General features: G+C 64.4%; 27 protein-coding genes. 13 read left to right on the top strand and 14 right to left on the bottom strand.

The window, feature by feature from the left end:
• The first annotated feature begins 18 nt into the window (after window positions 1–18).
• The 3 genes from L6637_RS04180 (at window position 19) to L6637_RS04170 (ending at window position 1,956) form a co-directional block, all read left to right on the top strand.
• A complete protein-coding gene (locus L6637_RS04180; protein WP_377802655.1) occupies window positions 19–1,053 on the top strand; it encodes a DUF2778 domain-containing protein in 1,035 nt (344 codons plus the stop codon).
• A gap of 66 nt (window positions 1,054–1,119) precedes the next feature.
• Entirely contained in the window at window positions 1,120–1,377 is a 258-nt protein-coding gene (locus L6637_RS04175) for a hypothetical protein (RefSeq protein ID WP_237858175.1), read from the top strand.
• Between the two features lie 81 nt (window positions 1,378–1,458).
• Window positions 1,459–1,956 (top strand): SMI1/KNR4 family protein, encoded by a 498-nt coding sequence (locus L6637_RS04170; protein WP_237858173.1) that lies wholly within the window; start codon window positions 1,459–1,461, stop codon window positions 1,954–1,956.
• A 176-nt stretch (window positions 1,957–2,132) separates the two neighbouring features.
• Here the strand turns inward: L6637_RS04170 and L6637_RS04165 are convergent, their stop codons facing one another.
• A complete protein-coding gene (locus L6637_RS04165; protein ID WP_237869300.1) occupies window positions 2,133–3,989 on the bottom strand; it encodes a tannase/feruloyl esterase family alpha/beta hydrolase in 1,857 nt (618 codons plus the stop codon).
• A gap of 536 nt (window positions 3,990–4,525) precedes the next feature.
• Here L6637_RS04165 and L6637_RS04160 point away from each other — a divergent pair.
• Window positions 4,526–5,017 carry a MarR family winged helix-turn-helix transcriptional regulator gene (locus tag L6637_RS04160; RefSeq protein ID WP_237858169.1) on the top strand — a complete coding sequence of 164 codons (492 nt, stop codon included), beginning with the start codon at window positions 4,526–4,528 and terminating at the stop codon, window positions 5,015–5,017.
• A 141-nt stretch (window positions 5,018–5,158) separates the two neighbouring features.
• The gene (locus L6637_RS04155) at window positions 5,159–6,250 is read left to right on the top strand and encodes a TRAP transporter substrate-binding protein (RefSeq protein ID WP_237869298.1); all 1,092 of its coding nucleotides are present in this window, start codon (window positions 5,159–5,161) and stop codon (window positions 6,248–6,250) included.
• Between the two features lie 150 nt (window positions 6,251–6,400).
• Here the strand turns inward: L6637_RS04155 and L6637_RS04150 are convergent, their stop codons facing one another.
• From L6637_RS04150 to L6637_RS04125, 6 genes are all read right to left on the bottom strand, one after another.
• The gene (locus L6637_RS04150) at window positions 6,401–7,183 is read right to left on the bottom strand and encodes an ABC transporter ATP-binding protein (RefSeq protein WP_237869296.1); all 783 of its coding nucleotides are present in this window, start codon (window positions 7,181–7,183) and stop codon (window positions 6,401–6,403) included.
• Complete coding sequence (locus L6637_RS04145; RefSeq protein ID WP_237869294.1) at window positions 7,171–8,226, bottom strand: dihydrodipicolinate synthase family protein; 1,056 nt, start codon at window positions 8,224–8,226, stop codon at window positions 7,171–7,173. The genes L6637_RS04150 and L6637_RS04145 overlap by 13 nt, the downstream gene beginning before the upstream one ends.
• Before the next feature lie 6 nt (window positions 8,227–8,232).
• Window positions 8,233–9,054: a GNAT family N-acetyltransferase gene (locus tag L6637_RS04140; protein WP_237869292.1), complete on the bottom strand. Its 822-nt coding sequence runs from the start codon at window positions 9,052–9,054 to the stop codon at window positions 8,233–8,235.
• On the bottom strand, window positions 9,041–10,078 hold the full coding sequence (locus L6637_RS04135) for an NAD-dependent epimerase/dehydratase family protein (RefSeq protein WP_237869289.1): 1,038 nt from the start codon (window positions 10,076–10,078) through the stop codon (window positions 9,041–9,043). The genes L6637_RS04140 and L6637_RS04135 overlap by 14 nt, the downstream gene beginning before the upstream one ends.
• Before the next feature lie 28 nt (window positions 10,079–10,106).
• The gene (locus L6637_RS04130; protein ID WP_237858158.1) at window positions 10,107–10,877 is read right to left on the bottom strand and encodes an ABC transporter permease; all 771 of its coding nucleotides are present in this window, start codon (window positions 10,875–10,877) and stop codon (window positions 10,107–10,109) included.
• A gap of 81 nt (window positions 10,878–10,958) precedes the next feature.
• Window positions 10,959–11,606 carry a TetR/AcrR family transcriptional regulator gene (locus tag L6637_RS04125; RefSeq protein ID WP_237858157.1) on the bottom strand — a complete coding sequence of 216 codons (648 nt, stop codon included), beginning with the start codon at window positions 11,604–11,606 and terminating at the stop codon, window positions 10,959–10,961.
• A gap of 99 nt (window positions 11,607–11,705) precedes the next feature.
• On the opposite strand from L6637_RS04125, the gene L6637_RS04120 reads away from it, so the two are divergent.
• From L6637_RS04120 to L6637_RS04100, 5 genes are all read left to right on the top strand, one after another.
• Window positions 11,706–12,710: an ABC transporter substrate-binding protein gene (locus L6637_RS04120; RefSeq protein ID WP_237858156.1), complete on the top strand. Its 1,005-nt coding sequence runs from the start codon at window positions 11,706–11,708 to the stop codon at window positions 12,708–12,710.
• 236 nt (window positions 12,711–12,946) lie between these two features.
• Window positions 12,947–13,645, top strand: a complete 699-nt coding sequence (minC, locus tag L6637_RS04115) for a septum site-determining protein MinC (protein ID WP_237858154.1) — start codon at window positions 12,947–12,949, stop codon at window positions 13,643–13,645.
• A gap of 19 nt (window positions 13,646–13,664) precedes the next feature.
• Window positions 13,665–14,480 (top strand): septum site-determining protein MinD, encoded by an 816-nt coding sequence (gene minD / locus L6637_RS04110; RefSeq protein ID WP_237858153.1) that lies wholly within the window; start codon window positions 13,665–13,667, stop codon window positions 14,478–14,480.
• A complete protein-coding gene (gene minE / locus L6637_RS04105; RefSeq protein WP_128952114.1) occupies window positions 14,477–14,758 on the top strand; it encodes a cell division topological specificity factor MinE in 282 nt (93 codons plus the stop codon). Before minD ends, minE begins: the two co-directional genes overlap by 4 nt.
• 178 nt (window positions 14,759–14,936) lie before the next feature.
• A complete protein-coding gene (locus L6637_RS04100; protein ID WP_094974415.1) occupies window positions 14,937–15,122 on the top strand; it encodes a hypothetical protein in 186 nt (61 codons plus the stop codon).
• Window positions 15,123–15,128: 6 nt separating this feature from the next.
• Here L6637_RS04100 and L6637_RS04095 read toward each other — a convergent pair whose 3' ends face one another.
• From L6637_RS04095 to L6637_RS04075, 5 genes are all read right to left on the bottom strand, one after another.
• Window positions 15,129–17,240: an ATP-binding protein gene (locus L6637_RS04095; protein WP_237869287.1), complete on the bottom strand. Its 2,112-nt coding sequence runs from the start codon at window positions 17,238–17,240 to the stop codon at window positions 15,129–15,131.
• Between the two features lie 132 nt (window positions 17,241–17,372).
• On the bottom strand, window positions 17,373–17,621 hold the full coding sequence (locus tag L6637_RS04090) for a hypothetical protein (RefSeq protein ID WP_237858152.1): 249 nt from the start codon (window positions 17,619–17,621) through the stop codon (window positions 17,373–17,375).
• Window positions 17,622–17,724: 103 nt separating this feature from the next.
• Window positions 17,725–18,117, bottom strand: a complete 393-nt coding sequence (locus L6637_RS04085) for a hypothetical protein (RefSeq protein WP_237858151.1) — start codon at window positions 18,115–18,117, stop codon at window positions 17,725–17,727.
• Between the two features lie 99 nt (window positions 18,118–18,216).
• Window positions 18,217–18,447 carry a DUF6894 family protein gene (locus L6637_RS04080; protein ID WP_057757659.1) on the bottom strand — a complete coding sequence of 77 codons (231 nt, stop codon included), beginning with the start codon at window positions 18,445–18,447 and terminating at the stop codon, window positions 18,217–18,219.
• A 367-nt stretch (window positions 18,448–18,814) separates the two neighbouring features.
• Complete coding sequence (locus L6637_RS04075; protein WP_237869285.1) at window positions 18,815–19,843, bottom strand: hypothetical protein; 1,029 nt, start codon at window positions 19,841–19,843, stop codon at window positions 18,815–18,817.
• Window positions 19,844–20,114: 271 nt separating this feature from the next.
• Between L6637_RS04075 and L6637_RS04070 the strand changes: the two genes are divergently transcribed.
• Both L6637_RS04070 and L6637_RS04065 read left to right on the top strand, forming a co-directional pair.
• Window positions 20,115–20,768, top strand: a complete 654-nt coding sequence (locus L6637_RS04070; RefSeq protein ID WP_237869283.1) for a L,D-transpeptidase — start codon at window positions 20,115–20,117, stop codon at window positions 20,766–20,768.
• Window positions 20,769–20,915: 147 nt separating this feature from the next.
• On the top strand, window positions 20,916–21,137 hold the full coding sequence (locus L6637_RS04065) for a hypothetical protein (protein ID WP_237858148.1): 222 nt from the start codon (window positions 20,916–20,918) through the stop codon (window positions 21,135–21,137).
• Here the strand turns inward: L6637_RS04065 and L6637_RS04060 are convergent.
• Window positions 21,134–21,568, bottom strand: coding sequence for a COG4315 family predicted lipoprotein (locus L6637_RS04060; RefSeq protein WP_237858147.1), 435 nt, complete (start codon window positions 21,566–21,568; stop codon window positions 21,134–21,136). The two genes, L6637_RS04065 and L6637_RS04060, sit on opposite strands and share 4 nt — an antisense overlap.
• A 120-nt stretch (window positions 21,569–21,688) precedes the next feature.
• A complete protein-coding gene (locus L6637_RS04055; RefSeq protein WP_237858145.1) occupies window positions 21,689–22,153 on the bottom strand; it encodes a MarR family winged helix-turn-helix transcriptional regulator in 465 nt (154 codons plus the stop codon).
• A 103-nt stretch (window positions 22,154–22,256) separates the two neighbouring features.
• On the opposite strand from L6637_RS04055, the gene L6637_RS04050 reads away from it, so the two are divergent.
• Window positions 22,257–24,179 carry an FAD-binding monooxygenase gene (locus L6637_RS04050; protein ID WP_237869281.1) on the top strand — a complete coding sequence of 641 codons (1,923 nt, stop codon included), beginning with the start codon at window positions 22,257–22,259 and terminating at the stop codon, window positions 24,177–24,179.
• Window positions 24,180–24,188 lie beyond the last annotated feature (9 nt).

Genomic DNA, 24,188 nt, shown 5'->3' with positions numbered 1-24,188 from the left:
TGTCGATTTGGGGATCTGATGGTTTCCGACCGCGTACGCGCCGACAGGCTGTTGTCGCGCCGCCGTATTGGGCGAGCCGAGACGATATTACTGTCCATGGCCGCGATCGCGCTGGCGCTGGGTGCCGCCGCGTGGGTCGCGGATATTGGCGTGTCGAATTCAGGCGATTCGAGCTCGCTCGTAGCCGCCGCGCTTCCGCCCGGCAATTCTCCTTCGTTCAATGATCGTTTCGCCTCGCTGTCCGGCAGCAACGCGCGCGAGCTCGGTCTGCGGACCATGGAGCGCTCCGCCCTGAACGCGGTTCAGCTCAAGCTACGCGACGCCAAGGCGATGCTCGCCCAAAAGCTCCAGGGCGACGACTGGCGTTCGACCTTGATCGATAACGATCAGCCCGCAACCGAAGAGACTGCAAAGCCCTCGCAACGCGCCGACGCCGTGCCGATGCCGCGCTCGCGGCCGGTCCAGGCCGACTTCTCCGCGCAGATCGCCTCGAGCCAAGCCTTTGCCGACGCCAATCCCCGCGTCGACAACCGCAACTTCTTCGAGAAATTCACCGACAAGATCAGGCTGGCCTCGCTGACCCCCGGCGACGGCCTGTTGGGCAGGGCGCCGGATCTCGCCGCGCTCGGTTACGATTCGAAGACGGCGGTCTATGACATCAAGGCCAAGGCGCTCTATTTGCCGAGCGGTGTCGCGATCGAAGCCCATTCGGGCATGGGCGCGCTGATGGACGATCCTGATCATGTCGACCAGCGCATGGTCGGTGCAACCCCGCCTGCGACCTACGACCTCAAGCCGCGCGAAAAACTGTTCCACGGCGTGCGGGCGCTGCGCATGACGCCGACCGACGGCACCAGTGCGCTCGGACGCGTCGGTCTGCTCACCCACACCTACATGCTCGGCCCGCGCGGCGATTCCAACGGCTGCGTCTCGATCAAGGACTATGATCGCTTCCTCAAGGCCTACGACAATGGCGAGTTCAACCGCCTGGTCGTGGTGCCGAGCCTGAGCGGTGCGACGACCGCCTCGCAGCGCGCCAGCACCGATTCCTGATCTTTACCAGGTCCGGCGGGGCTGCCGTTTTCCCTTCGTTAAGCCGTTGTCGTCCAGAAGCAGCCCATGAGTGATCCAGCAAGCTCCGAGACCCCGCTGCGCACGACGTTCAAGATCAAGCTGAACGGTGACACGCTGGCGATCGCGACCGTCGGCCAGGCCTATCAATTCCTCACCAACTTCAAATCGGTCGAGTGGATGGAATTCCGCTCGCTGCATGAGGAGGCCGTCGCGGCGCTGGAAGGCGCTGCCGGCAACGCCATGCTCGCGGTCCAGGCGACGAATGCCGTGCGCGCCTTGTTCGTGAGCGCGAAGCTGCTTTAGGCAAACAATCTCTCCTCCTCGAACCGGCTTCTCTGCGCCCGCGACGAAGTCGTGCGCGCAGATGCGCCGAGGAGAGACTACATGGACATTGCCAAATTCATCGCGGGAGTCGACAGCGCCACCGGCGAAGCGCCGACCGAGGCCGCGCTTGCATCGTTCGAGAAGGTGCTCGGGTGTCGTCTGCCGGATGATTATCGCCGGTTTCTGCTGGGCTGCGCGGGCGGCTATTTCCAGGGCTCCGCCGAGTTCAACTGGCCGCAAGGGCATTGGGCCGGTGCGATCCAGGAGGTGTTGGGATTACGGAGCGACGAATGCTCGCTGGTGCAGACGCGACAGACGCCGCAATGGCCAACCGTGGATGAGCTCCTGTGGATCATGAGCGATCACGGCGGCAACCCGATCTGCATGACGATCGACAAGGCGCATTTCGGCAAGATCTGGTTCATCGATCACGAGGTCGCCGAATACGACAAGCCGTGGACGCTTGCTGAGGCGATGTCCGACCGGTGGGGTTACGTCCTGCCGCTCGCCCCGACGTTCAGCGAGTTTATTGCGGGCCTGTACGAGGAGGTGGCTTAGGCCGAGCTGGTGCCCACACTCCGTCATTGCGAGCGCAGCGAAGCAATCCAGAGTCTCTCCGCGGAGACAGTCTGGATTGCTTCGCTGCGCTCGCAATGACGGGGATAGAGCTTGGGTTCAAACAACCCGTGCCCCGGACGCTGGGCGTCCGGGACACGACACGGAGTTACGAACGATCAGTGCCGGTCGCCGCTATGGCCGTCGTCATCGTCGTCGAAGTCGTGGTCGCCGCCGCGGCCAAAGCCGGGATCGACGCAGGCAAAGTTGGCGGCATCGCTGGTCAGGCCGCTGCCCTTGTACGATGCGATCCTGGGATAGACGCAGAGCGGCCGCGTCCCTCCGGTCGGGAAGTTCTGGGCAACACGCGGGTCGAACAGGCCGCCGGCCGGATAGGGCGAGGCGGTGTTGGTGTTGGCCGCGACGATGCGCTCCGGCGCAATGCCGTTCTCGACCCAGTCGGTGATAGCCTTGAGCTCGTTGGTGGCGAAGTTGTTGGTCGCCGCGCCGCCGCCGCAATGCGCCATGTTGGGCACCATGAACAGCCGCGCGAAATCGGTCGCGTGCTTGTCCATGCGCTGGTTCATGTGGCGATACCAGCGGGCGATTGAAGCGCCCGAGAAGATGCCGTCATTGACCGAGGATGAGATGATCAGCTTGCCGCCGCGCGCCCGGAACGGACGCAAGTCCGTTGCGACTGCCGCCATGAAGTCCATCGAGCTCTCCGGATAGGCCGCGGTCTTCGTGAAGATTTTTGGCGCATCGGTGTCGAAGTTGAACTTGAACACGAAGGCTTCCTGGCCGGTGGGCCCGTTGACCGGCGTGACCACGGGCGGCGTCTGGAAGATCATCGGGATCGCACCGGCGCCGAGCGTCAGATTGATCGCGGTATTGACACCAGGCACCGGCGCAGTGACGACGTTCCAGAGTTGCCAGCCTGCGCCGGGCGCCGAGGGCGGCGTCCAGATGCCGGCGTCCCAGAACCAGTTCGAATAGAGCCGCTCGCCCCTGGAGTTGACCGGGCCGGCGTAGATCTTCTTCAGCGCATCGACCTGGCCGCTGGTGAGGCAGGTGCCGCCATGCGGCGTGCCGCCGTGCGAGCCGGTGGCGCAGGTGTAGCTTGCGAGCGCCGGATAGACCTTCTTGGCCGTGCAGGCGTGGTAATTGTCGATGATGCCGTCGACGAGGCCGTCGAGCGCATCGCAGGCGCTCAGGATCGCGGCCGATGCCACCTGAAGGTCCTGCTGCGGGAAGGTGTCGGGGATGAACGGCTGGCCGTTGACGTCCTTGCTGGTTGCGAGCGTGCCGAGCACCTGCTCGTTCCAGGCTTCGGCGAGCGCCGCCTGCGGCAGGTTGAAGCCGGGGTTTTGCGAGATCACGCCGTCGAACAGCCAGGGCGAGCGCTGCGACGCCACCATCGCGTCGCGGCCGCCATTCGAGCAGCCCATGATGTAGGAATAGACGGTGTCGAGGCCGTAGAAATAGGAGATGATCTGCTTGGCCGTGGTCGCGGTCTTCTCGATGCCGTTGTAGCCGTAGTCGCGGCGCGCTTGCGCATCGATGGCGAAATGCGCCGAGCCGCCGGCATTGGCATCGTCGTCCTGATAACCGCCGACCGCATTGGCCGGATTGTCCTCGTGGCCGCCGTCATCGGCTGCGACCGCCCAGCCCTGGCCGACCTCGACGCCGGCTGCGCCTTGCGGGTCGGCATTGAGGCCGCCGTCGGTGCCGCCCCCGCCCATCATTTCGAAGCGGCCGTGCCAGGTGTTGGGCAGGTTGAGCGCAAAGCCGATGCCGTAGGTGAAGTGATCTGGATCCTGGGTCGAGACGCGCTTGTTGATGATGCCGACCACGTTGCAATAGCCCGACTTTTGCGTCGCGCTCAGGATCTGCGTATTCGGCAGCGTGAGGCCGGTGAGGGCAGTGCAGGACGCGCGTGGCGCCACGCCGCTGGGCGGCAATCCGTGCGCGGTGGCCTGCGGACCAATCCACGCCCACGTGGCGATGATCGTCGATGCCAGGAAAAGTCGTTTCATGTCATGTCCTCCCAGTTTCATGATTGCTGCGTGAACGAACACGCCCGGCGCGCCGCAAGCCGGCAAGGCTTGGCGGCAAGGCTTGACGGCAAGGCTTGGCGGCGTGATCTGCGATAGTGTTGTTGGAAGAGAAGCTCGCGCGCCCATGGTCGGCGCCAGCGCGGCATCGGCCGCGCGCAAAGTCGTTCCGCCGCGCATGCACGATGGCATGCGGATCGGCGTCCACCCCCGATGACGGCACCGAATTTCGCTCCCCTTGAACCCGCTCGCATGACGGCGGGCTTTCACGATGCTTAAGGGAGCGATGTTGCCGTGTCAACATGACGCATCGCGCGATATTGCTGTGCAACCTGTCGTAGAAGCTGTAGATGCGAGGACGGAACCCGCCCGGCTTCTCGATCGGGCCACGTTGCGTTAGGTTAGCTGTCCGAATCCGCCGGATGCGCCTGCACCGGCTCTGCGAAAGATGCGGGTCGATGCAGCCAGGCAAGGCACGGGTGAGGAAACGGATCGCACGACCGCAGCGGCCAGCACGCGTGACAAAGCCGTCGCGATCGGCGCCCCGCGCCGTGTCCGGCACCAAGCCGGCCAAGGCGAAGCCGCTTGCGCTTGGCGACCTCACGCAATTGCTGGGCTACAGCATCCGCAGGGCGCAGCTCTGGATCTTCAAGGAGTTCAGCCGGCAATTGGCGGCCTTCGAGATCAGCCCCGCGCAGTTTTCCGTGCTCTGCGTGATCGATGCCAATCCCGGCGTCAACCAGCTCGCGGTCGCGCAGCTGCTGTCGATCGAGCGGGCAGGGCTTGGCAGGCTGGTCGATCATCTGGAGAGCCGCGGCCTGGTGCGGCGTACCGCGTCGGCGGTCAACCGCCGCTACTACGTGCTCTATCTGACCGAGGCCGGTATCGCGTTGCTTGCCCGGCTCAGGCCCGCGGCTGCCGAGAGCGACAAGGCGCTGGCGGCCAAGATCGGACCGCGCGCCTACAAGGAATTGCGCCAGGCCCTGTCGATCTTTGTCGAGGACGCCTGAGCGATCCGCAACGCGGCGATTTGGCAAGTCGCCCCTCCTTTAACATGGCTTGAACTGCATGGCAGGAACGGGCAAACGGTCCGCGAAGACGGTGGATTACGCCATCCATTTCAAGCCTGACTCAGAGGGAGAGAGCCCAACATGAAACGCCGTACATTCCTTAAGGGAGGCGCGGTCGCCGGCGCGACGACGCTGGTGGCTGCCCCCGCGATCGCGCAAGGCGCGCCCGAGATCAAATGGCGCCTGACCTCGAGCTTCCCGAAGTCGCTCGACACCATCTACGGCACGGCGCAGACCTTTGCGAAATATGTTGCCGAGGCCACCGACAACAAATTCCAGATCCAGACCTTTGCCGCCGGCGAGCTCGTTCCGGGCCTGCAGGCGCTCGATGCCGTCAGCGTCGCCTCGGTCGAGATGGCGCAGACGCCGCTCTATTTCTACATCGGCAAGGAGCCGGCGCTGGCCTACGCCACCGGCGTGCCGTTCGGCATGAATCACCGCCATCAGGAATCGTGGTGGTACTTTGGTGGTGGCGCTGAGCTCGCCGACGAGGCTCTCAAGCCCTTCAAGGCCCACGCCATCCTCTGCGGCAATTCCGGCACCCAGATGGGCGGCTGGTTCCGCAAGGAGATCAAGACCGTCGACGATCTCAAGGGCCTCAAATTCCGCATCGCCGGCATGGGTGGCCACGTGCTGGCGCGGCTCGGCATCGTGCCGCAGCAGCTTGCCGGCGGCGACGTCTATGCGGCGCTGGAGAAGGGCTCGATCGATGCCGCTGAATTCGTCGGTCCCTACGATGACGAGAAGCTCGGCTTCCAGAAGGTCGCCAAATATTACTACTTCCCCGGTTGGTGGGAGGGCGGCGCGATGCTGCACATGATCGTCAATGACGAGAAATGGGCGAGCCTGCCGAAGCAGTACCAGGCCATCGTCAACCAGGCGGCCTCGGCTGCCGGAGCCTGGATGCTGGAGAAGTATGACAGCGTCAATCCGGCCGCGCTGAAGCGCCTGATCGCCAACGGCGCGGAACTGAAAGCGTTTCCGCAGCCAGTGATGGAAGCCTGCTACAGCGCGACCCAGGATCATCTGAACGAGCTCGCCGCCAAGAGCGACCTGTTCAAGCGCACCAAGGACAGCCACGATGCGTATATGAAGGAGCTGCTGTTCTACACGCAGATCGCGGAGAATTATTACGACAATTATCTGCTCGGCAAGATGCGCAGCAAGACTTGAGCGTGAGGAGGGTGCGGTTTTCACGTCGCGCCCGGCTCTCGTAGGGAGGGCAAAGGCGCTCTTGCGCCGTGCCCACGATCTCTACGATGAATCGATGGAATTGGTGGGCACGCTTTCGCTTTGCCCACCCTACGAGACCTGTCGTGTGGTCTACGCCGCGCCCAGCCCCAGCTTCGCGTAAATGCGCCGCGCATACACGCCGAACGCATCCGTCGTTTTCAGCGGCAGGTCGCGCGGGAAGGGCAGGTCGATCGGGAAATAGTCGGCCATCTTCGCAGGGCCCGCGGTCAGGACGGCGCAGTGCGAGGACAGGAACACGGCTTCCTGAATCGAATGCGTGACGAAGACGATGGTCTTGCCGCTCTCGCGCCAGATCCGCAGCATCTCCAGATTCATCTGCTCGCGCGTCAGTGCGTCCAGCGCGCCGAACGGCTCGTCCATCAGGATCAGCTTTGGATCGTGGATGAAGGCACGCGCAATGGCGGTGCGCTGCTGCATGCCGCCGGAAAGCTCGCGCGGATATTTCTCTTCATAGCCGGCAAGTCCGACCAGCTTGAGCAGGTCGCGCGCCCGCTCGCGTGCGGCCTTGATCGGCAGTCCCACGATCTCGGCGGGCAGCAGCACATTGTCCAGGACGGTGCGCCATTTCAGCAGCAACGCTTGCTGAAACACCATGCCGATGTCGCGGCTCGGATCAAACGGGCTGTCGGCATTGCCGATCGTGACCGTGCCGCCATCGGCCTTGTGCAAGCCCGCCAGAATCTTCATCACCGTGGTCTTGCCGCAGCCGGACGGGCCGACCAGCGAGACCAGTTCACCTTCCTGCACGTCCATCGTGACGTCGGACACCGCCAGGAATTCGCCACCGCCGCTGCGGTAGATCTTCCGAACGCCTTGCAGGCTGATGAATGGCTTTGGGCTCATGCCAGCCATTTGCTCAAATTGGCAGCGACGAAGGAATCGTCGCTGAGGTCGGCATGCTCGCGCGTGACCCGGTCGATCTCCTCCTTCTGGCCGGGGCTGAGGCCCTCGTTCGGATCGAGGCACCATAGGCCCCGCATCAGGCCCTGACGCCGCAGCACCTCGTGACAGCCGGCGATGCAGCCGTGGAAATTGTTGGTGACGTCGAAGAAGGCGCCGTTGCAGTCGGTGACGCGGGCATCGAGCGCGAGCAGATCGGCCGGCACGCTGTCCTTGTGTCGCGCCTGTCTGCAGCGCTCGAACTGCTTGATGGCGCTCGCCGTCCACACCGACCAATGGCCGAGAAGACCGCCCTTGAAATAGGTGCGCGTGGTGACGCCCTTGTCGCGCAGGTCGAATGGCAGCATCAGATCGAGCAGGATGTGGTCGTCGTTGCCGGTGTAGAGCGCGACGCGGTCGAGCGCGCCGGCGGCGGCGACGCCGCGCAGCACGTCGAGGGTGCGATAGCGGTTGAACGGCGCGATCTTGATGGCGATGACATTGTCGATCGAGGCAAAGCGCTGCCAGAACCGGCTCGACAGGATGACGCCGCCGACGGCCGGCTGGAGGTAGAAGCCGACCAGCGGGATTTCGACGGCGACCGCCGTGCAATGCGCGATGATCTCGTCCTCGGAAGCGCCCTTCATTGCGGCGAGGCTGAGCAGGCCGGCGTGATAGCCGATGTCGCGTGCCGTGCGGGCCTCAGTGACGGCCTGCTTTGTTGGACCAGCAAGGCCCGCGACCATCGCCAGCGGCCGCCTGGTCCAGTTTGCTGCCGTCTCGGCGGCAAGCTCCAGCACGGGTCGGTAGAGGCCGACATCGCGGATCGCGAACTGCGTGGTGTGGACGCCGACCGCGAGACCGCCGGAGCCGGCGTCGATGTAGTAGCGCGTCAGCGCGCGCTGATGTCTCTTATCGAGCTGGCGCTCGGCGGTGAGGGCGAGCGGATGCGCCGGCAGCACGGTGCCTTCGGCAATCAGCTTGCGGATGTCGCTGTTGATCTGGCTGTGGTGCATGATGTCCTATCCGAATTCAGGGCCGGCAACGGCGAACGGCATTTCATCGCCCGCTGATGTGGCGGGGCCGAGCCGCATGCGCTGGAACGGTCGTTCGATGGTCCAGCCCGAGGCGATCAATCCTTCCAGGAACGCGGCCTGCGGGGCGACCGCGTCGATCAGCAGCGGTGCGTTCTCGGATCGCGCGATCGCGTGAACCAGCGCCAGCGCGTCGGCGGCATTGTCCGCAAACAGGGGGCCGATATGGCGCGCGGTCCTGCCGTCGCGGATCAGCGCGATCGCGCCGTGCGAGGCGACGATGCGCGAGCCGGAGCGCTGCGCAAAGGCGGTGAGGAGGGCGCTGCGGTCGAAACCGGTGGCGCGCAGGTCCCGTGTGCGCAGCGTATCGAGCGATGCGGCCGGCGGCGGTGGCGTGGGGAGGCGCGGCGGCATGACCAATTTCAATCGCCGCAGTTGCAGCGTCGGGGTAAAGCCGAGCGGCCCGTAGACGGCAGCGCCCTCGGGCGTCGCATCGAGCCAGCTGGTCAATCCGTTCTTGCGTGCGGTTTCAAGGCAGGCGTCGACCAGGCGCGTTGCGAGGCCGCGCCGGCGATGGCTCGATGTCACCAGCACCATGCTGATCCAGGCGTTGTTGCCGGAGTAGGGCAGCAGCGCAGCGGTAGCGACAAGCAGTGGGCCGTTGCGGATGCCGAACACGACGCCCTCGTGCAGGAAGACGCGCCAATCCTCTTCGGTCTGGTTCCACTTCGCTTCCGTCGACAGCACGAGCCCGGCGATCGCATCCTCGACGCCGAGCTTGATGACGGGCAGCCCGTCAGTAACGGCCATCGCGCACCTCGTATTTGGTCGGCTTGCCGAGGCTCGGCATGGCGCGGGAGACCCAGTCGGCCGTCCAGGCGATCATCTGCTCGGTGTCGACGACGGGCAGGCCGAACAGCTCGACCGCTTTCGACGTGTCGGTGAGCCAGGCGGTCGGCTCTTCCTTGCCCATCAGCGCTGGCGCACGGCCGAACCTTGCACCGAACTTCGTGGCGAGGTCGCGCACAGCAAGGATCTCGTGCCCGCTGACATTGATCGGCGAGGTCGGCGCCGTGCAATGGGCCAGACACCGCAGCGCCTGCGCGGAGGCATCGCCCTGCCAGATGAAATTGACATGGCCAAGGCTGACATCGATCGGCGTGCCCGTGAGCACCTTCGTGGCAATGTCGTGCAGCACGCCGTAGCGCATGTCGATCGCGTAATTGAGCCGGAACAGCCGTCCAGGCGTGCCGAACTTGTGCGAGAAATACTCGAACATGCGTTCGCGCCCGACGCAGGATTGGGCGTATTCGCCGGGCGGGTTCGGCGCCATCTCTTCGGTGGAGCCTTTGCCGTCGACCGGCACGAACGGATAGACGCAGCCGGTCGAGAACGCCACGATCCGCGATGACGGGAAGGCCTGCGCCACCAGCGCCGGGACATGCGCATTCATTGCCCAGGTCAGCGAAAGATCGCCCTCGGCGCCGAACTTGCGGCCGGCCATGAAGACGATGTTGGGCGCCTTCGGCAGCGCCTTGATCGCGGTCTCGTCCAGGAGGTCGCAATTGATGGTCTCGACGCCGCGCGCGTGCAGCCAGTCCTTGATGCCGGCCTCGCTGAAGCGTGCCACACCGATGACGCGGCGATCCGGCGCCGCAGCCTTCGCCAGCCCCGCCAGCGTCGGGCCCATCTTGCCGGCGACGCCGAGGACCATGATGTCGCCCTCGACCTTCTTGAGGTCATCGATCAGCGCCTGCGTTGGCCGGCACAGCAGATCGTCGAGCGCTGCGATGTCAGGAATGGTCTTCGGCAGCGTCTGGCGGGTGAGCAGCATCGATCGGTCCTTCGTTAGGCTTGCCGTCTCAGGTTTGTCTTGCGTCGCCGACGACGAACATGTGTTCGAGGGCGAGCACCAGGCCGTAGAGGGCCACGCCGAGCAGCGTCAGCAGCACGACGGCCATGACCATCGCGGGCGTGTCGAGCGAGGACTGCACCTGGATCATGAGGTAGCCGAGCCCGCGCTCGGAGGCGATGAACTCGCCGACGATGGCGCCGGCGACCGCGAGGATGGCGCCGACCTTCATGCCGGAGAACACGTAAGGCAGGGAGCCCGGCAGCTGGATCTTGCGGAACAGCGTCCAGCGCGACCCGCGCAGCGATTTGACGAGATCGAGCAGGTCGGGCTCGACCTCGCGCAGGCCCCGCGCGGTGGTGAGCAGGATCGGGAAGAAGCAGATGCTGAAGGCGATCAGGATGTTCGGCAGGATGCCGTACGAAAACCAGACGATGAAGAGCGGTCCCAGCGCGACCTTCGGGATCATGTTCAGCGTCACGAACAGCGGAAGCAGCACCAGGCTCACCAGCGGCGCCCAGCTGAAGATCACGGCGAGCGCGACGCCGACGACGGCGCCGAGCGCGAAGCCGCCGAGGATCTCGATCGCCGTCACCAGCGTATTGGCGCCCCAGGCGTAGCTGGCGGTTCCCAGCGTCTGCACCGTCGCAAGCGGCGAGGGAAGGATGAATTTCGGCACGTGGAAGGCGTCGACCGCGACCTGCCAGAGCACGAGCACGGCGAGGTGCACGATCAGGACGATCGCAAAGCTGCGCGCCGGCCTTGCTCCGCCACCTGCCACCATCCGCTCCCTATTGCTTCGGCCTCGCTGCCGCAAGCCGAACCTAACCGTCCGCGGGGCAAGTTTCAACCAGCTGGTTGATTACGGCCGGAGCGATTGCAGCACCAGATCGGCTACATGCCGGCGGCGCGCGCGCCGGGCCGTACGGCTCGACAGGTCCTTGCCGAAGATCGCCGACAGCGTCGGCGTATTGGAGAAGAAGAAATAGGAGAGGCCCGCAATGGAGATGTAGAGCTGGATGGGGTCGATCCCCTTGCGGAACATCCCTGAGCGCACGCCCTCATGGAGGATGTGCGAGACGCTCTTGACCAGCGGCGAATGCATCGCCTCCAGCCGCGTCGAACCGCGGACATGGCGGGCGCCGCCGCGGTTCTCATCGTTCAAAAGTACGATGAAATCAGGGTTGGCGGCCAGATGGTCGAACGAGGCCTCGATCAGCCGGCGGATCGCCTTGTCCGGCGGCAGGCCTTCGAGATTGAGCCTGCGCTCCTGTTCGCGGATGTCCTCATAGACCCATTCGAGTACGGCGAGGTAGAGCGCGTCCTTGTCGCCAAAGTAATGGTAGACCAGCTGCTTGTTGACGCCGGCGCGCTCGGCGATCTCGTCGACGCGGGCGCCCGCAAAACCGTGCCGGGCGAACTCCTGGCGTGCCGCGGTGAGCAGTTTCTTGCGGGTAGCGACGGGGTCGCGGCGCTGCGGCACGGTGTCGCCTGAGCGTTTTGCGGGCATTTCCAACCAAACAGTTGACAAGTTGAGGACGGGCTTGTTGCATTGGTAACCGGACATGGCGGGAGCGACAAGCCGGGTCGCGGGAATGAGGAGAGTACGATGAAGCGTTTGCAGGCTGCGATCGTAACCCTGATGCTCGGATTGCCGGTGGCCCCGGCAGGTGCGGGCGAGGCGGTCAACCTGATCCTGAACTGGACGCCGACCGCCGATCATTCGCCGTTCTACTATGCCAAGGCGCAAGGCTGGTACGAGAAGGCTGGCATCGACCTCACCATCGAGGTCGGCAAGGGCTCCGGCGTCTCCGCCGCCAAGGTCGGCTCCGGCGGCTCACCGTTCGGCATCGCCGATCTCGCCACCATGCTGGTCGCCAAGAGCAAGGGCGCCGACGATGTCGCCCTGATGAGCATTTACGCAAATACCGGCCAGACCTTCTACTGGCTGAAGAGCTATGGCGTGAACGGCGCGAAGGACTTTGCCGGCCACAAGATCGGCAATCCGCCCGGCGATGCCTCGCGCGTGATGTGGCCTGCGTTCGCGAAGGCGGCGGGTCTCGCGCCTGACTCCGTCAGCTTCGTCAATATCGGTCCGACCGCCAAGATCGCAGCGTTGAAGAGCCACACGGTCGACATCATCAGCGACTTCTACAACGAGCACGATCTGAAGGTGATCGAGTTCGGGCCGGACCTCGGCTACGTCAACTGGAAGGACATCGGCCTCAACCCTTACGGCAATTCGCTGATCGTCAACGGCGCGTATTTGCAGAAGAACCCGAAGCTCGTCGAGGATTTCGTGCGCATCTCGCAGAAGGCCTTTGCCGCCTGCGTTGCCGACGTCACGCCATGCCTGAAGGCGCTGCTCGACCAGGTCTCCGGTCTCGACAAGGAGAACCAGGAACGCCAGTGGGAGCGCATCAAGTTTCTGATGACAGACGAGTTCACCACGACCAAGGGCCTGGGCTGGATCGACGGCGAGCGGATGAAGAAGGATTACGAGCTGGTCCAGACCTATCTCGGCATGGAAAAGCCGTTCGACGTGACCACAGCGTTCACGACCAAGATGCTCGACCCCGCCATCAAGATGGATGCGAGCAAGGTGAAGAAGTAGGGGCTGTCGACGAAAGCGCTTGCCTCATAATCCAGAGTCATGCCCCGCGCAGGCGGGGCATCCAGTACGCCGCGGCCTATCGATTGACCCAAAACCGTCTCGGAGTACTGGATCGCCCGCCTTCGCGGGCGATGACAGTTCGGGTGTACCACGTAACCCCACGGAGAAATTAACCGGCCATTAACCATATCGACGGCATCGTTAACCATTCAATAACAGGGAACGAGTCGGCCGCTATGGAGGCTGCAGCAAAAGTCCAACGCCAAATGGTGCGCCTGCGCGGTCGCTCCTACGTGGCCTTCGTGTTCGTGCCGACGGTTCCGATCCAGGACTGGCTCCAGGAGATCGACACCACCATCGCGCGCTCGCCGGGCTTCTTCGCCGGACGGCCTGTGGTGATCGACCTGTCCTCGGTCGATCTCAGCCAAGCCGGCATCGGCCATCTGCTCACCAGCCTGCAGGACCGCAACATCCGCGTGCTCGGCATCGAGGGCGTGGACGAGGGCAGGCTGACCCCGTCGATGCCGCCGCTGCTGTCGGGCGGGCGCAGCTGCGTGATCGAACCGACGGCCCCGAAGAAGCCGGAGGCCAAGGCCGAGAGCAGGCCGACCTCGCTGCTGCTTGAGAGCCCCGTGCGCTCCGGCCAGACCGTGATATTTCCGGAAGGCGACGTCACTATTCTGGGCTCGGTCGGCTCCGGCGCCGAGGTCGTCGCCGGCGGATCCATCCATATCTACGGCGCGCTGCGCGGCCGCGCCATGGCGGGCGTTAACGGACACACGAGCGCGCGCATCTATTGCCAGAAGATCGAGGCCGAACTGCTTGCAATTGATGGATTTTATCAAACTGCGGACGACATCGACAGCGCCTTGCGCGGCAAGCCGGCCCAGGCCTGGCTGCAAGGCAACACCATGCGAATTACTGCGCTGAACTGACCAGAAGGAGATATTTGAAATGGCCAAGGTACTGGTCGTGACATCAGGCAAGGGCGGCGTCGGCAAGACGACCACGACCGCCGCGTTGGGAGCTGCGCTGGCGCAACGCGGCGACAAGGTCGTCGTCGTCGATTTCGACGTCGGCTTGCGCAACCTCGACCTCGTGATGGGCGCCGAACGCCGCGTGGTGTTCGACCTCATCAACGTGGTGCAGGGCGTGGCAAAGCTGCCGCAGGCGCTGATCAAGGACAAGCGGCTGGAGAATCTCTGGTTGCTGCCGGCCTCGCAAACCCGCGACAAGGATGCGCTCACGGAAGAGGGGGTCGGCAAGGTCATCGCCGATTTGCGCAGCCGCTTCGACTGGGTAATCTGCGACAGCCCGGCCGGCATCGAGCGCGGCGCCTCCATGGCGATGCGCTTTGCCGATGAGGCCGTGATCGTCACCAATCCGGAAGTGTCCTCGGTGCGCGATTCCGATCGCATCATCGGCATGCTGGATTCCAAGACCGTGCGGGCCGAGAAGGGCGAACGGGTCGAGAAGCACATTCTCATCACCCGCTACGATCCCTCGCGCGCGGCGCGCGGCGAGATGCTGACCATCGACGACATCCTGGAAATCCTCGCAACGCCCTTGCTCGGCATCATCCCGGAGAGCCAGGACGTGCTGCGCGCCTCCAATGTCGGCACGCCAGTGACGCTGTCGAACGCCGAAGGCGCACCCGCGCGAGCCTATATCGACGCGGCGCGCAGGCTGTGCGGCGAGACCATCGCCATGCAGGTGCCTGTTGAGCGCAAGGGCTTCATGGATCGATTGCTGCGACGGAGGGCTGCATGAGCATGGGTCTGCTCCGGCTTCTCCGCGGCAACAAGGCATCCGCACCCGTCGCTCGCGAACGGCTGCAGATTCTGCTTGCCCATGAACGCGGAATGCGCGGCCAACCCGATCTGCTCGGTGTGCTGCGTGAGGAAATTTTGGCCGTCGTCTCCAAGCACGTGATGCTGGATCCGACCAAAGTGATCGTACGGCTCGAGCGCGGCGACGAGGTCTCGACCCTCGAGGTCGACATTGAGGTGCCCAACGATTTCGAGCGCAAGAAAGTGGCGGTCGGGTAGGGGTGCCCGGCCGACGCCGCTCCCGATTTGGGGTGGGTGATAAGGCGGTCCGCTGGGCACAGCGGGCCGCCTTCGTCGTTTGCAGATGAGCGGAACGAGACGCGCTATTCGGTCGTTGTCACCAAACCGCGGAGCGCCGAGCCGGGCGCTGCGGTGTCCTCATAACGGGAGAACGCCCATGATGTCCGAGGTCCAGGTTCACACCGTCGCCCGGCAGATGCTGGAACAGCATGGTTTCGCGGCGATTGCCAAGGCTGCCGAACAGGCGCAGGCCTGCGAGGGGCGTGGGGAGGCTGACGAGGCCAAGGAATGGCGTCACATCGCCGATGCCATGAAGATCATGCGGGGCCCGGCCCACAGCTGAGCGCCGTCAGGTCTTTCCGGTTCCGTCCTTGATCATGTCGAGGACGCGGCTCGCCAGCGCCTCGACCACGAATGGCTTTGTCAGCACCTGCATGCCGGGCGCGAGCTGTCCGTTGCCGATGATGGCGTTCTCCGCATAGCCGGTGATGAACAGAACTTTCAGCTCCGGACGCGTGAGACGCGCCGCATCCGCGAGCTGGCGGCCGTTCATGCCGCCGGGAAGGCCGACATCGGTGACGAGCAGGTCGATCGTCGCATCCGATTGCAGCATCCTTAGTCCGGTCGGGCCGTCATGGGCCTCGATCACGCTGAAACCGATCTCCTCCAGCGCGTCCGTCAGCAGCATCCGGATCGACGGCTCGTCGTCGACGATCAGGATGGTGTGGCTCGCCTGCGGGCGCTCTGAGGTCTTGCTGGCGAGCAGAGACGGTTTGTCATCGTCCTTGCCGTAATGCCGTGGCAGATAGAGGCACATGGTCGTGCCCTGGCCGACCTCGGAATAGATCCGCACCTGTCCGCCGGACTGGCGCACGAAGCCGTAGACCATGGAGAGGCCGAGGCCGGTGCCCTGGCCGATCGGCTTGGTGGTGAAGAACGGATCGAAAGCGCGCTCGATCACCTCGGCGGGCATGCCGATGCCGGTGTCGGTGACGCAGAGCGAGACATATTGCCCGGGCTCGAGATCGCGCTCGCCCGCGCCATGTTCGTCGAGCCAGCGATTGGCGGTCTCGATGGTGATGCGGCCGCCGCCCGGCATGGCATCACGGGCATTGATACAGAGATTCAGGAGCGCGTTCTCGAGCTGCGAGGCATCGATCAACGTGGCCCACAATCCGCCTGATGTGACGACCTCCAAGGCGATCTCGGGACCGACGGTGCGGCGGATCAATTCCTCCATACCCATCACGAGCCGGTTCAGGTCCGTCGGCCTCGGATCGAGCGTCTGCCGACGCGAAAAGGCGAGCAGGCGGTGGGTCAGCGCGGCCGCGCGCTTGGCGGCGCCTTGCGCTGCGTTCACATAGCGGTCGATCTCCTTAATGCGGCCCTGGCCGATCCGTGTCTGAAGCAGTTCGAGCGAGCCGGTGATGCCGGTGAGCAGATTGTTGAAGTCGTGGGCGATGCCGCCGGTGAGCTGGCCGACAGCTTCCATCTTCTGCGACTGGCGCAACGCCTCCTCGGCCTGACGCAATCGCTCCTGCTCCCGCAGGCGTTCGGTGACGTCATAGACAAACTGGTAGGCACCGATCAGCTGACCGTCGCCATCGCGCAGGCAATTGAAACGCATCTCGTAGGATCTGCGGGCGCGGCCCGGGTCGCCGAACTCGCCGATTTCGACGAATTCCTCGCCCGCAAGGGCCCTGGACCAGACGGCCTTGATAGCTTTGCAGTGCTCCGGTTGATCCTCAAGCAGTTGAAGCATGTTATCACCGACCTTCGGCATGGTACCGAAAATACGGTGAAATTCGTGGGCAGAGGCGCTGTTGATCGCAAGCCAGCGGAAGTTGGGGTCGACGACCTGCACGAAGGCGTTGGTGCCCTCGACGATGTCGGCCATGAGCTTGCGTTCGGCCAGCGCCGCGACCACCCGCGCCTCCAGCGTTTCGTTGAGCTGCTGCAGCGCCTCTTCGGCGCGCTTGCGCTTGGTGATGTCCTGGAAAAGCACGGCGACCTGCTTGCGGCTGGCTGGTTCAACCCGGAAGGCGGCGAGCTCGAGGTGGCGGCCGGTCGCGACCAGCTCGCGCTCGAAGCGGATCGGGAGGCCGGTACGCAGGACGCCGCCGTAAAGCTCGACCCAGCCGTCGGCTTCATCCGGGACCATCTCGCGGACCTTCTGGCCGACCACGTTGGGAATGCCCGCATGCTGGGTGTAGGCGGGATTGGCCTCGACATGGACGTAATCGCTGAGCGGACCATGAGGACCGTCGAAGAACTCGATGATGCAAAAGCCTTCGTCGATCGAGTTGAACAGCGTTCGATAGCGCTCCTCGCTTTCGGCGAGGGCGGATTCGACCTTCTGGCGCTCGCTGACCACGGCGATCCGCTGGGCCTTGAGGCGTGTGTTTTCCTCCTCAAGCGCCTTCAGGCGGCGTTGCAGGTCCTCAAACTCGATCGAATCCACAAGCGCTCGCGGGGTTGGCGTTTCCAGGACAGCTCTCCAGCCTGTCCACGCATTCTATTGGGCGGGGGCCCCGCGGCAAGCCGTCCACCTTAACCCGACCGGAACCGGCCGGGTTCCCCTAGGATCGGCAGCTCAGCGCTCGCCCTGCTCGGCGCCTTGCGGCAACGGCTTGTGCTGGGTCTGCGGCTGCGCCCGCTCGCCGGTCTCCTTGCAGGGAAGCTGCTCCCAGGATCCATCCGGCCCCTGCTGATAGGCGCTGCAGGACGAAGAGGCCGCCTTGTCCTCGCCCTTCTGGGCGTCGGCATTTCTCGCCAGCGCTGGCGCTGCCAGCACGGCGCTCACCGCGAGCGCACCGGCGAAGACAAGATGAGGTATCCGCATGGGGTTCTCCGGGTTGAATACGACCCGCATGCTGGCCAGGAATGTGACGATTATGGGCCGGAGCGTCGGTTCCGCCGCGGCGTGCTTAACGGCCAAGCTAGGCCTAGCCGCCCTTGCTGCGGATCAGACCGGCGAGGCTGGTCTTCTGCTTTTCGCACCAATTGCTCATGCCGAGCCGGCGCTGGTCGAGGTCGGTCGTCTGGGTTGCGACCGCGACCTCCGCCATGATGTCGTCGGCCTGCTTCTCGCCCATCTTGCCGCCGGTGTGCATCCAGGCAATGGCCTTGCGCACCTGCTCGGTGGTGCCGTCGGGCAGTTGCATCTGCTGAGCCTTCTGCACCAGATCCTGATAGACCACGTCCGTACCAGGGCACTCGACCTTGGCGGCGAAGGCCTGCAAGACCATCGTCACATAGTTCGAGCGGGTGTGGTCGTCAGCCGCCTGGGCTGGAGCTGCGATCAGCAACAGGCCTGCCATCAGAAAAGGGGCGCGCATCCCTAGGTCCTCCTCGTTTTTTGAGGAGGCTAGCGTCCTGAGGGCCGCTCCGCAATGGTGGCGGGGCGCGATTGTTGCCTGTTCGTGCGGTGCAGGCGCTTAGCGCCGCCAGGCCGGCACGGGATCGAGCGGCGTGCGATAGACCTCTTTATGATCGCGATCGGTGACGCGCACCGAGCAACCTTTCCGCTGCAGCTCAGGCTTCACCTGCGACAGCTCGCTTGCGAGTTGAACGGCACGATCAGAGGCGACCTCGATGTCCTCGAGGATGATTCCGCCCTGGTTCTTGAACTCTTCACCGTCAACGAGATCGAAGGAATAGTAAGGCATCCGAATTCCCCGGTGTGACGACCCAGATCTTCACAGGAAGGCTTCAACGGAAGTCTTCGACACATGCTGGATCGTAGCACTGAGTCGATCTCCAACCGATGAACGGAGCGCGCAATCTCTGTGCGTATGGCGCAGAAATGATGTGCAACGTTCGGGTGCTTTAAGATTTTATTAAATATAACAGCCTGATCATAAGGCATAGAATTGCAGCAGAACCGGGCTCCGGGAACCGGCAGCTGCAAGAGAAGGCCGGCGGCATAAATCCCGACGGCCTTTTCTCTTTGCGCACGTTCGCGCATCACCGTAGTCGCACGGACTCACATCGTCACGTCGAGTCGGACAGCTTGCGTCGTCGATGGATGCGGCTCTAGCGCAGCGGCATCGGCGGACGCACGACGGGTCCGTCATCATCAGCAACAGCTTGTGTCGTCGCGACCGGCGGCGCGACCGGTGGCGGCGGCACCGCGGCAGCCTGCGAAGGCGGCGGAGGTGCTAAGGGCGCGGGCGCGTAAGCCGGCGCGTAGGTGTGCGACACCACGGGCTTCGGTTTGCGAACAGGCATCGGCGCCGGAGCGCGCGGCGGCAGCGCCGACACGCGTGCGGGCGGATTGACCGGTGATTTCGCCTCGGCGATCGGCTTGGGCGCTGGCGACTTCGCCATCTCGCGCACCATCTGTTCCTGACCAGCCTTCAACTCGGCGATGTTGGCCTTGAGCTGCTCGATCTGCTGCGCCATCGCGGCGATGTCGCGCGTCATCGATTCCACTGCAGGCGCAGCATCGGTTTGTGTAGCTGCAGGCGCGGCGGGCGCGGCAGCGGCCGTGGCAACTGGCGGGGCGGGCGGTAGCACCGTTTGATCAGCGGTCTGATCCTGCGCGACGGGCGGTGCCGCCTGCGCGGCTGCAACCGGTGCTGTCTGCGACGTCGAAGGTAGCAGCGACGCCAGGGTCGGCGTCCATTCGGCGAGCATCTGCGTCGCAGTGTCGCCGTGCTTCTCCCAGGCGATCGTCGCGGCGGCACTGCCGCCCGCAAACAGGAACGTGAGGAAGGCGCCGCGGAGCCATTTGCCTGCGGCCGATCGCTTCGGCTCGATGCGATCGTCGCTTGCGGTGACGCGGACGGCGGTGTCGACCGAAGGTGCAACTGCTTGGGGCGCGGCTGCTTGCGGCTCCGATACGGGACTGAACTTCGGCTCGATCGTGAATTTCCGCTCCAGCGGGAATTTTGGCTCGGGACGCGCCGTGAACTCCGGTGCCAGCGTCGGCGCCTCGCTGCCCACGCGCGACGCTTTGATCACGTCAGGCGAAATCTGTACCGCGTCATGCGGATCGTTGTCCTTGACCGTGTCCTTCACGATCTCATCGACGATCTGGCGGCTGTTCAACGTCGCGAGCATTGCAGCTCCTTATGACCCCATGGTCGTCCGCATTGGCGCGAGCCGATCTGTTGCTTGAGCCCATCCGAACTCTTTGCCCCACGAGTCCAGCCGGATTTGACCAAAGCAAGGCGAGGCGGTGGAGACATCGCGACCGTCTTCTGCCAGATGTGGTGATGGAACCTGATGTGCGGAACACAGGCATGTGTTCCGCATTGCCTTGTTTTCAGCACGATTTGGGCAGCATCTGCGCCTGCTGGGGGTGCTGCTATCCGCTATCGGGGGGCCGGTGGTGCCAAGATATCTCCTCGTTTTGTTCGTTGCTGCGTTGCTGCCGCTCGGCGGCTGCATGCAGACGACTCTCTCGCCATCGACGGATGCGAGCATGACGGCGCGCGACCGTCAGCTGCTCGCGCACACGCCTTACGCCCAGGCGAATGTGCCCGAGCAATATCTCCGTCACATCGTCGATTATCCGCGCAAGGAGCAGCCGGGCACCATCCTGGTCGATACCGATGCACGCTACCTCTATTACGTGCTGCCCGACGGCAAGGCGATCCGCTATGGCGTCGCGGTCGGCGAGGAGGCGATGGCCTTCTCGGGTGTGGCGCGCGTCGGCCGGCTGGCGGAATGGCCGGACTGGGTGCCGACCCCCGAGATCCAGGCGCGATTGGGGCCCTATCCGGCGCGCGTGCCCGGCGGCCCCGCCAATCCGCTGGGTGCGCGTGGCATCTATCTCTATGTCGGCAACAAGGACACGCTCTACCGCATCCACGGAACCAACCAGCCGGAATATATCGGGCAGGCGATCTCGTCGGGCTGCATCCGGATGCGCAACGAGGATGTGATCGATCTGTTCGACCGGGTGAAGCTCAACGCGACTGTCGTGGTGCTGCCGCCAGGACAAAACGCGCAGATCGAGTCGAGGTCGAGCTGGCGCGGATAAGGCAACCGATCTGACCTGTCACGTCGGTCGCTTCACCGAAGCTTGATGGCGCGGCCGGCGACGGGATCGCCGCAAAGGTGAATTGCTTCACAGGCGTTTTGCTGCAGTTGCGCTATGCCTCCATGGCTCGTTGCCATTGGAGGCATCATGCAAAATTTCATTGAACAATTTGATGAGAACGATCGCCGCATCGTGCGCCGGTGGCGTTTGGCCACGCTCGGTTTCTATGGATCGATCCTGGCCGGACTGGTCGTCTACGCAGCGCTGCACTGGACGCCCGAGGTGAATTACGCCTCGGTCGATTCGGTGGCCCACGCCAAGCTTGCGGGCGCGTCGAGTGGCGGCGGACCCACGCCGTTCGCGCCCTAATTGTCGGGACGGGCGATACGCCATTGCAGCGTCGTGGCGTTGCCGTTGGCATCGCCCGGCGCCTTGTCGGCCGGTGAGGTGTAGAGCGGGCGATAGCGGTACGCCCACATCTTGCTGCCGTCCTCACGGTTGATAACGGTAAAGTCGCCGATGGGCTTGGCTTCGGCGGTTGCTGCGAGTGGCACCCAGTTTTCGGTGCACTTGCCGTTGCAATTCGACGTCTTGCCGGTGGTGTCGCGCTCGTAAGTGTAGAGGGTCATGCCCTTGAGATCGACGAGCTTGGGGCCCTGCTTGGTCAGGATCACCCTCGCGGGCGCGGTCGTCGCGTCGGGCTTCGGCGGAGGAGGGGCTTCGCCGCCGCCGTGCCCGTTCGCGAGCGCATGGCCGGCGGACAGCGCGATGACTGCGATCGCAAGGACGAACCTGAACATCCGAAACTCCAACCCGGCAAAGTTAATCGCGCGTTAAGCGCCGAATTGGCAGCGACGGTAGCAGCCGAAGGTTAGTTCCTGGTTTCACCGGCCTGCGACATCTACGTATCCGGGAACCGGTCATGCCTTGATATCGCGCAACGGGGCGCGGCTGAGGTCATTGCCGGCGGCGATGGCCTTGCGCAGCAGCCTCATCAGTTCCTCGCCTTCCCTCGCGCTGAGGCCGCGGAGCATGATCGCTTGGGCGGATTCAACCGCCGGCGTGATCTTGCGCAGCGTGCGACGGCCCTCGTCGGTGATCTCGAGCTCGCGGGCGCGACGGTCGCGGGGGCTGGCGCGGCGCTCGGCAAGTCCCTTCTGCACCAGCCGATCGACCACGCCGGTGATGGTGGTGCGGTCATAGGCGATCAGGCCGGCGAGCGTGACCTGGTCGAGCCCCGGATTGGCCTTGATGGTCGCGAGCGCCGCGTACTGCACCGGGGTGAGGTCGAAGCCGGCTTCGCCGACCTCGGCCAAAAATACCGCCACCGCGATCTGTTGAAATCGCCGCGCCAGATGGCCGGGCATGTCGTTGTTGTCTTTCACCGAATTCTCCATGAGGGCAGGGACGGCGGCGGATCATTGACGAGTATACTGATAGTCAGTATACTGATCAATATCGAATAACTCGTCAACGGGAGAGGTGCGCATGCAATTCCATCTCAACGGATTCCAGCCGGGCGACCCTGAAATCGCCGATCCCGCAGAGCGCGTGCAGGTCCCAGGGGCCGCAGGCGCCGTGCCTGGCGAGGTCGATGTCCTCATCGTCGGCTGTGGCCCTGCGGGCCTGACGCTCGCGGCGCAGCTCGCCCAATTCGGCGACATCAAGACCTGCATCGTCGAGCAGAAGCCGGGCCGACTCGCGGTCGGCCAGGCCGACGGCATCGCCTGCCGCACCATGGAGATGTTCCACGCCTTCGGCTTCAGCGAGCGCGTGCTGAAGGAAGCCTATTGGGTCAACGAGACGACGTTCTGGAAGCCGGACGAGCAGGCAGCGGAGAAGATCGTCCGCAGCGGTCGTGTGCAGGACGTCGAGGACGGGCTGTCGGAATTCCCGCACGTCATTCTCAACCAGGCGCGCATTCATGACGGCTTTCTCGACGTCATGCGCAAATCACCGGCCAAGCTCGAACCCTATTACGACAGGCGTCTGCTCGACCTCCAGATCGATCCGGCCGCAGGTCCCGACGATCACGCGGTGACCGTGCGCCTTGAACGTAGCGACGCGGCGAATGAAGGCAAGGTCGAGACCATCAAGGCGCGCTACGTCGTCGGCTGCGACGGCGCGCGCAGCACGGTGCGCAAATCGATCGGCCGCGAGCTGCATGGCGATTCCGCCAACCACGCCTGGGGCGTGATGGATGTGCTGGCGGTCACCGATTTCCCTGATATCCGCTTCAAGACCCTGATCCAGTCGGCGACGGATGGCAGCCTTCTCATCATTCCGCGCGAGGGCGGTTATATGGTTCGCATCTATGTCGAGCTGGCAAAACTCGATGTCGGCGAGCGCGTCGCCAATCGCAACATCACGGCTGAAGACGTGATTGCGAAGGCGCAGCGAATCCTGAAGCCGCATACGCTCGAGGTGAAGGAGATCGCCTGGTGGTCGGTCTACGAGATCGGCCAGCGCCTGACCGACAAGTTCGACGACGTGCCTGAGGCCGAGATCGCGACGCGTCAGCCGCGCATCTTCATTGCGGGGGACGCCTGCCACACCCATAGCCCGAAGGCCGGGCAGGGCATGAACGTTTCGATGCAGGACGCCTTCAATCTCGGCTGGAAGCTTGCGGCGGTGCTGCGGAAGCAGAGCGCACCAAGCCTGCTGCATTCCTATTCGGCCGAGCGGCAAGCAGTGGCGAAGGAGCTGATCGACTTCGATCGTGAATGGGCCGGGATCTTGGCCTCGGCGGCGAAGGCCGGCGGCGCCGATGCAGCGAAGACACAGGATTATTTCGTCAGGCATGGCCGCTACACGGCGGGCACGGCGACGCATTACGCGCCGTCGATCCTCACTGCCGCGCCCTCGCATCAGCATCTCGCGAAAGGCTTCGTCATCGGCAAGCGCTTCCATTCCGCGCCTGTCATCCGGCTTGGCGATGCCAAGCCGGTGCATCTTGGCCACGCAGGGCAGGCGGACGGACGCTTCCGCATCTATGCGTTCTCGGGCGCGGAAGATCCGAGCGCGGCCGGTTCCGCCATTCGCGCGCTTTGCAGTTTCCTTGCCGAAGCCAGGCAATCGCCGGTGAAGCGATACACGCCTGCCGGCGCCGACATCGATGCCGTGATCGATCTGCGGGCGGTGTTTCAGCAGGACCATCGCGAGCTTGCGATCCAAGCGATGCCCGCGCTGTTGCTGCCACGCAAGGGGCGCTACGGTCTGCTCGACTACGAAAAGATGTTCTGTCCCGATCTCAAAAGCGGCCACGACGTCTTCGCCATGCGCGGCATCGACCGGAAGGCCGGCTGCATGATCGTGGTGCGCCCGGATCAGTACGTTGCGCAGGTGGTGCCGCTCGATGATTTTGCTGCGCTGTCAGCATATTTCGACGGCTTCATGTTGCAGAAGACCTGACGCATGCTC

Origin of the sequence: Bradyrhizobium zhengyangense, assembly GCF_022012435.1 — a bacterium.
Lineage (GTDB): Bacteria > Pseudomonadota > Alphaproteobacteria > Rhizobiales > Xanthobacteraceae > Bradyrhizobium > Bradyrhizobium zhengyangense.
This window is presented reverse-complemented; position numbering and strand designations above follow the sequence as displayed.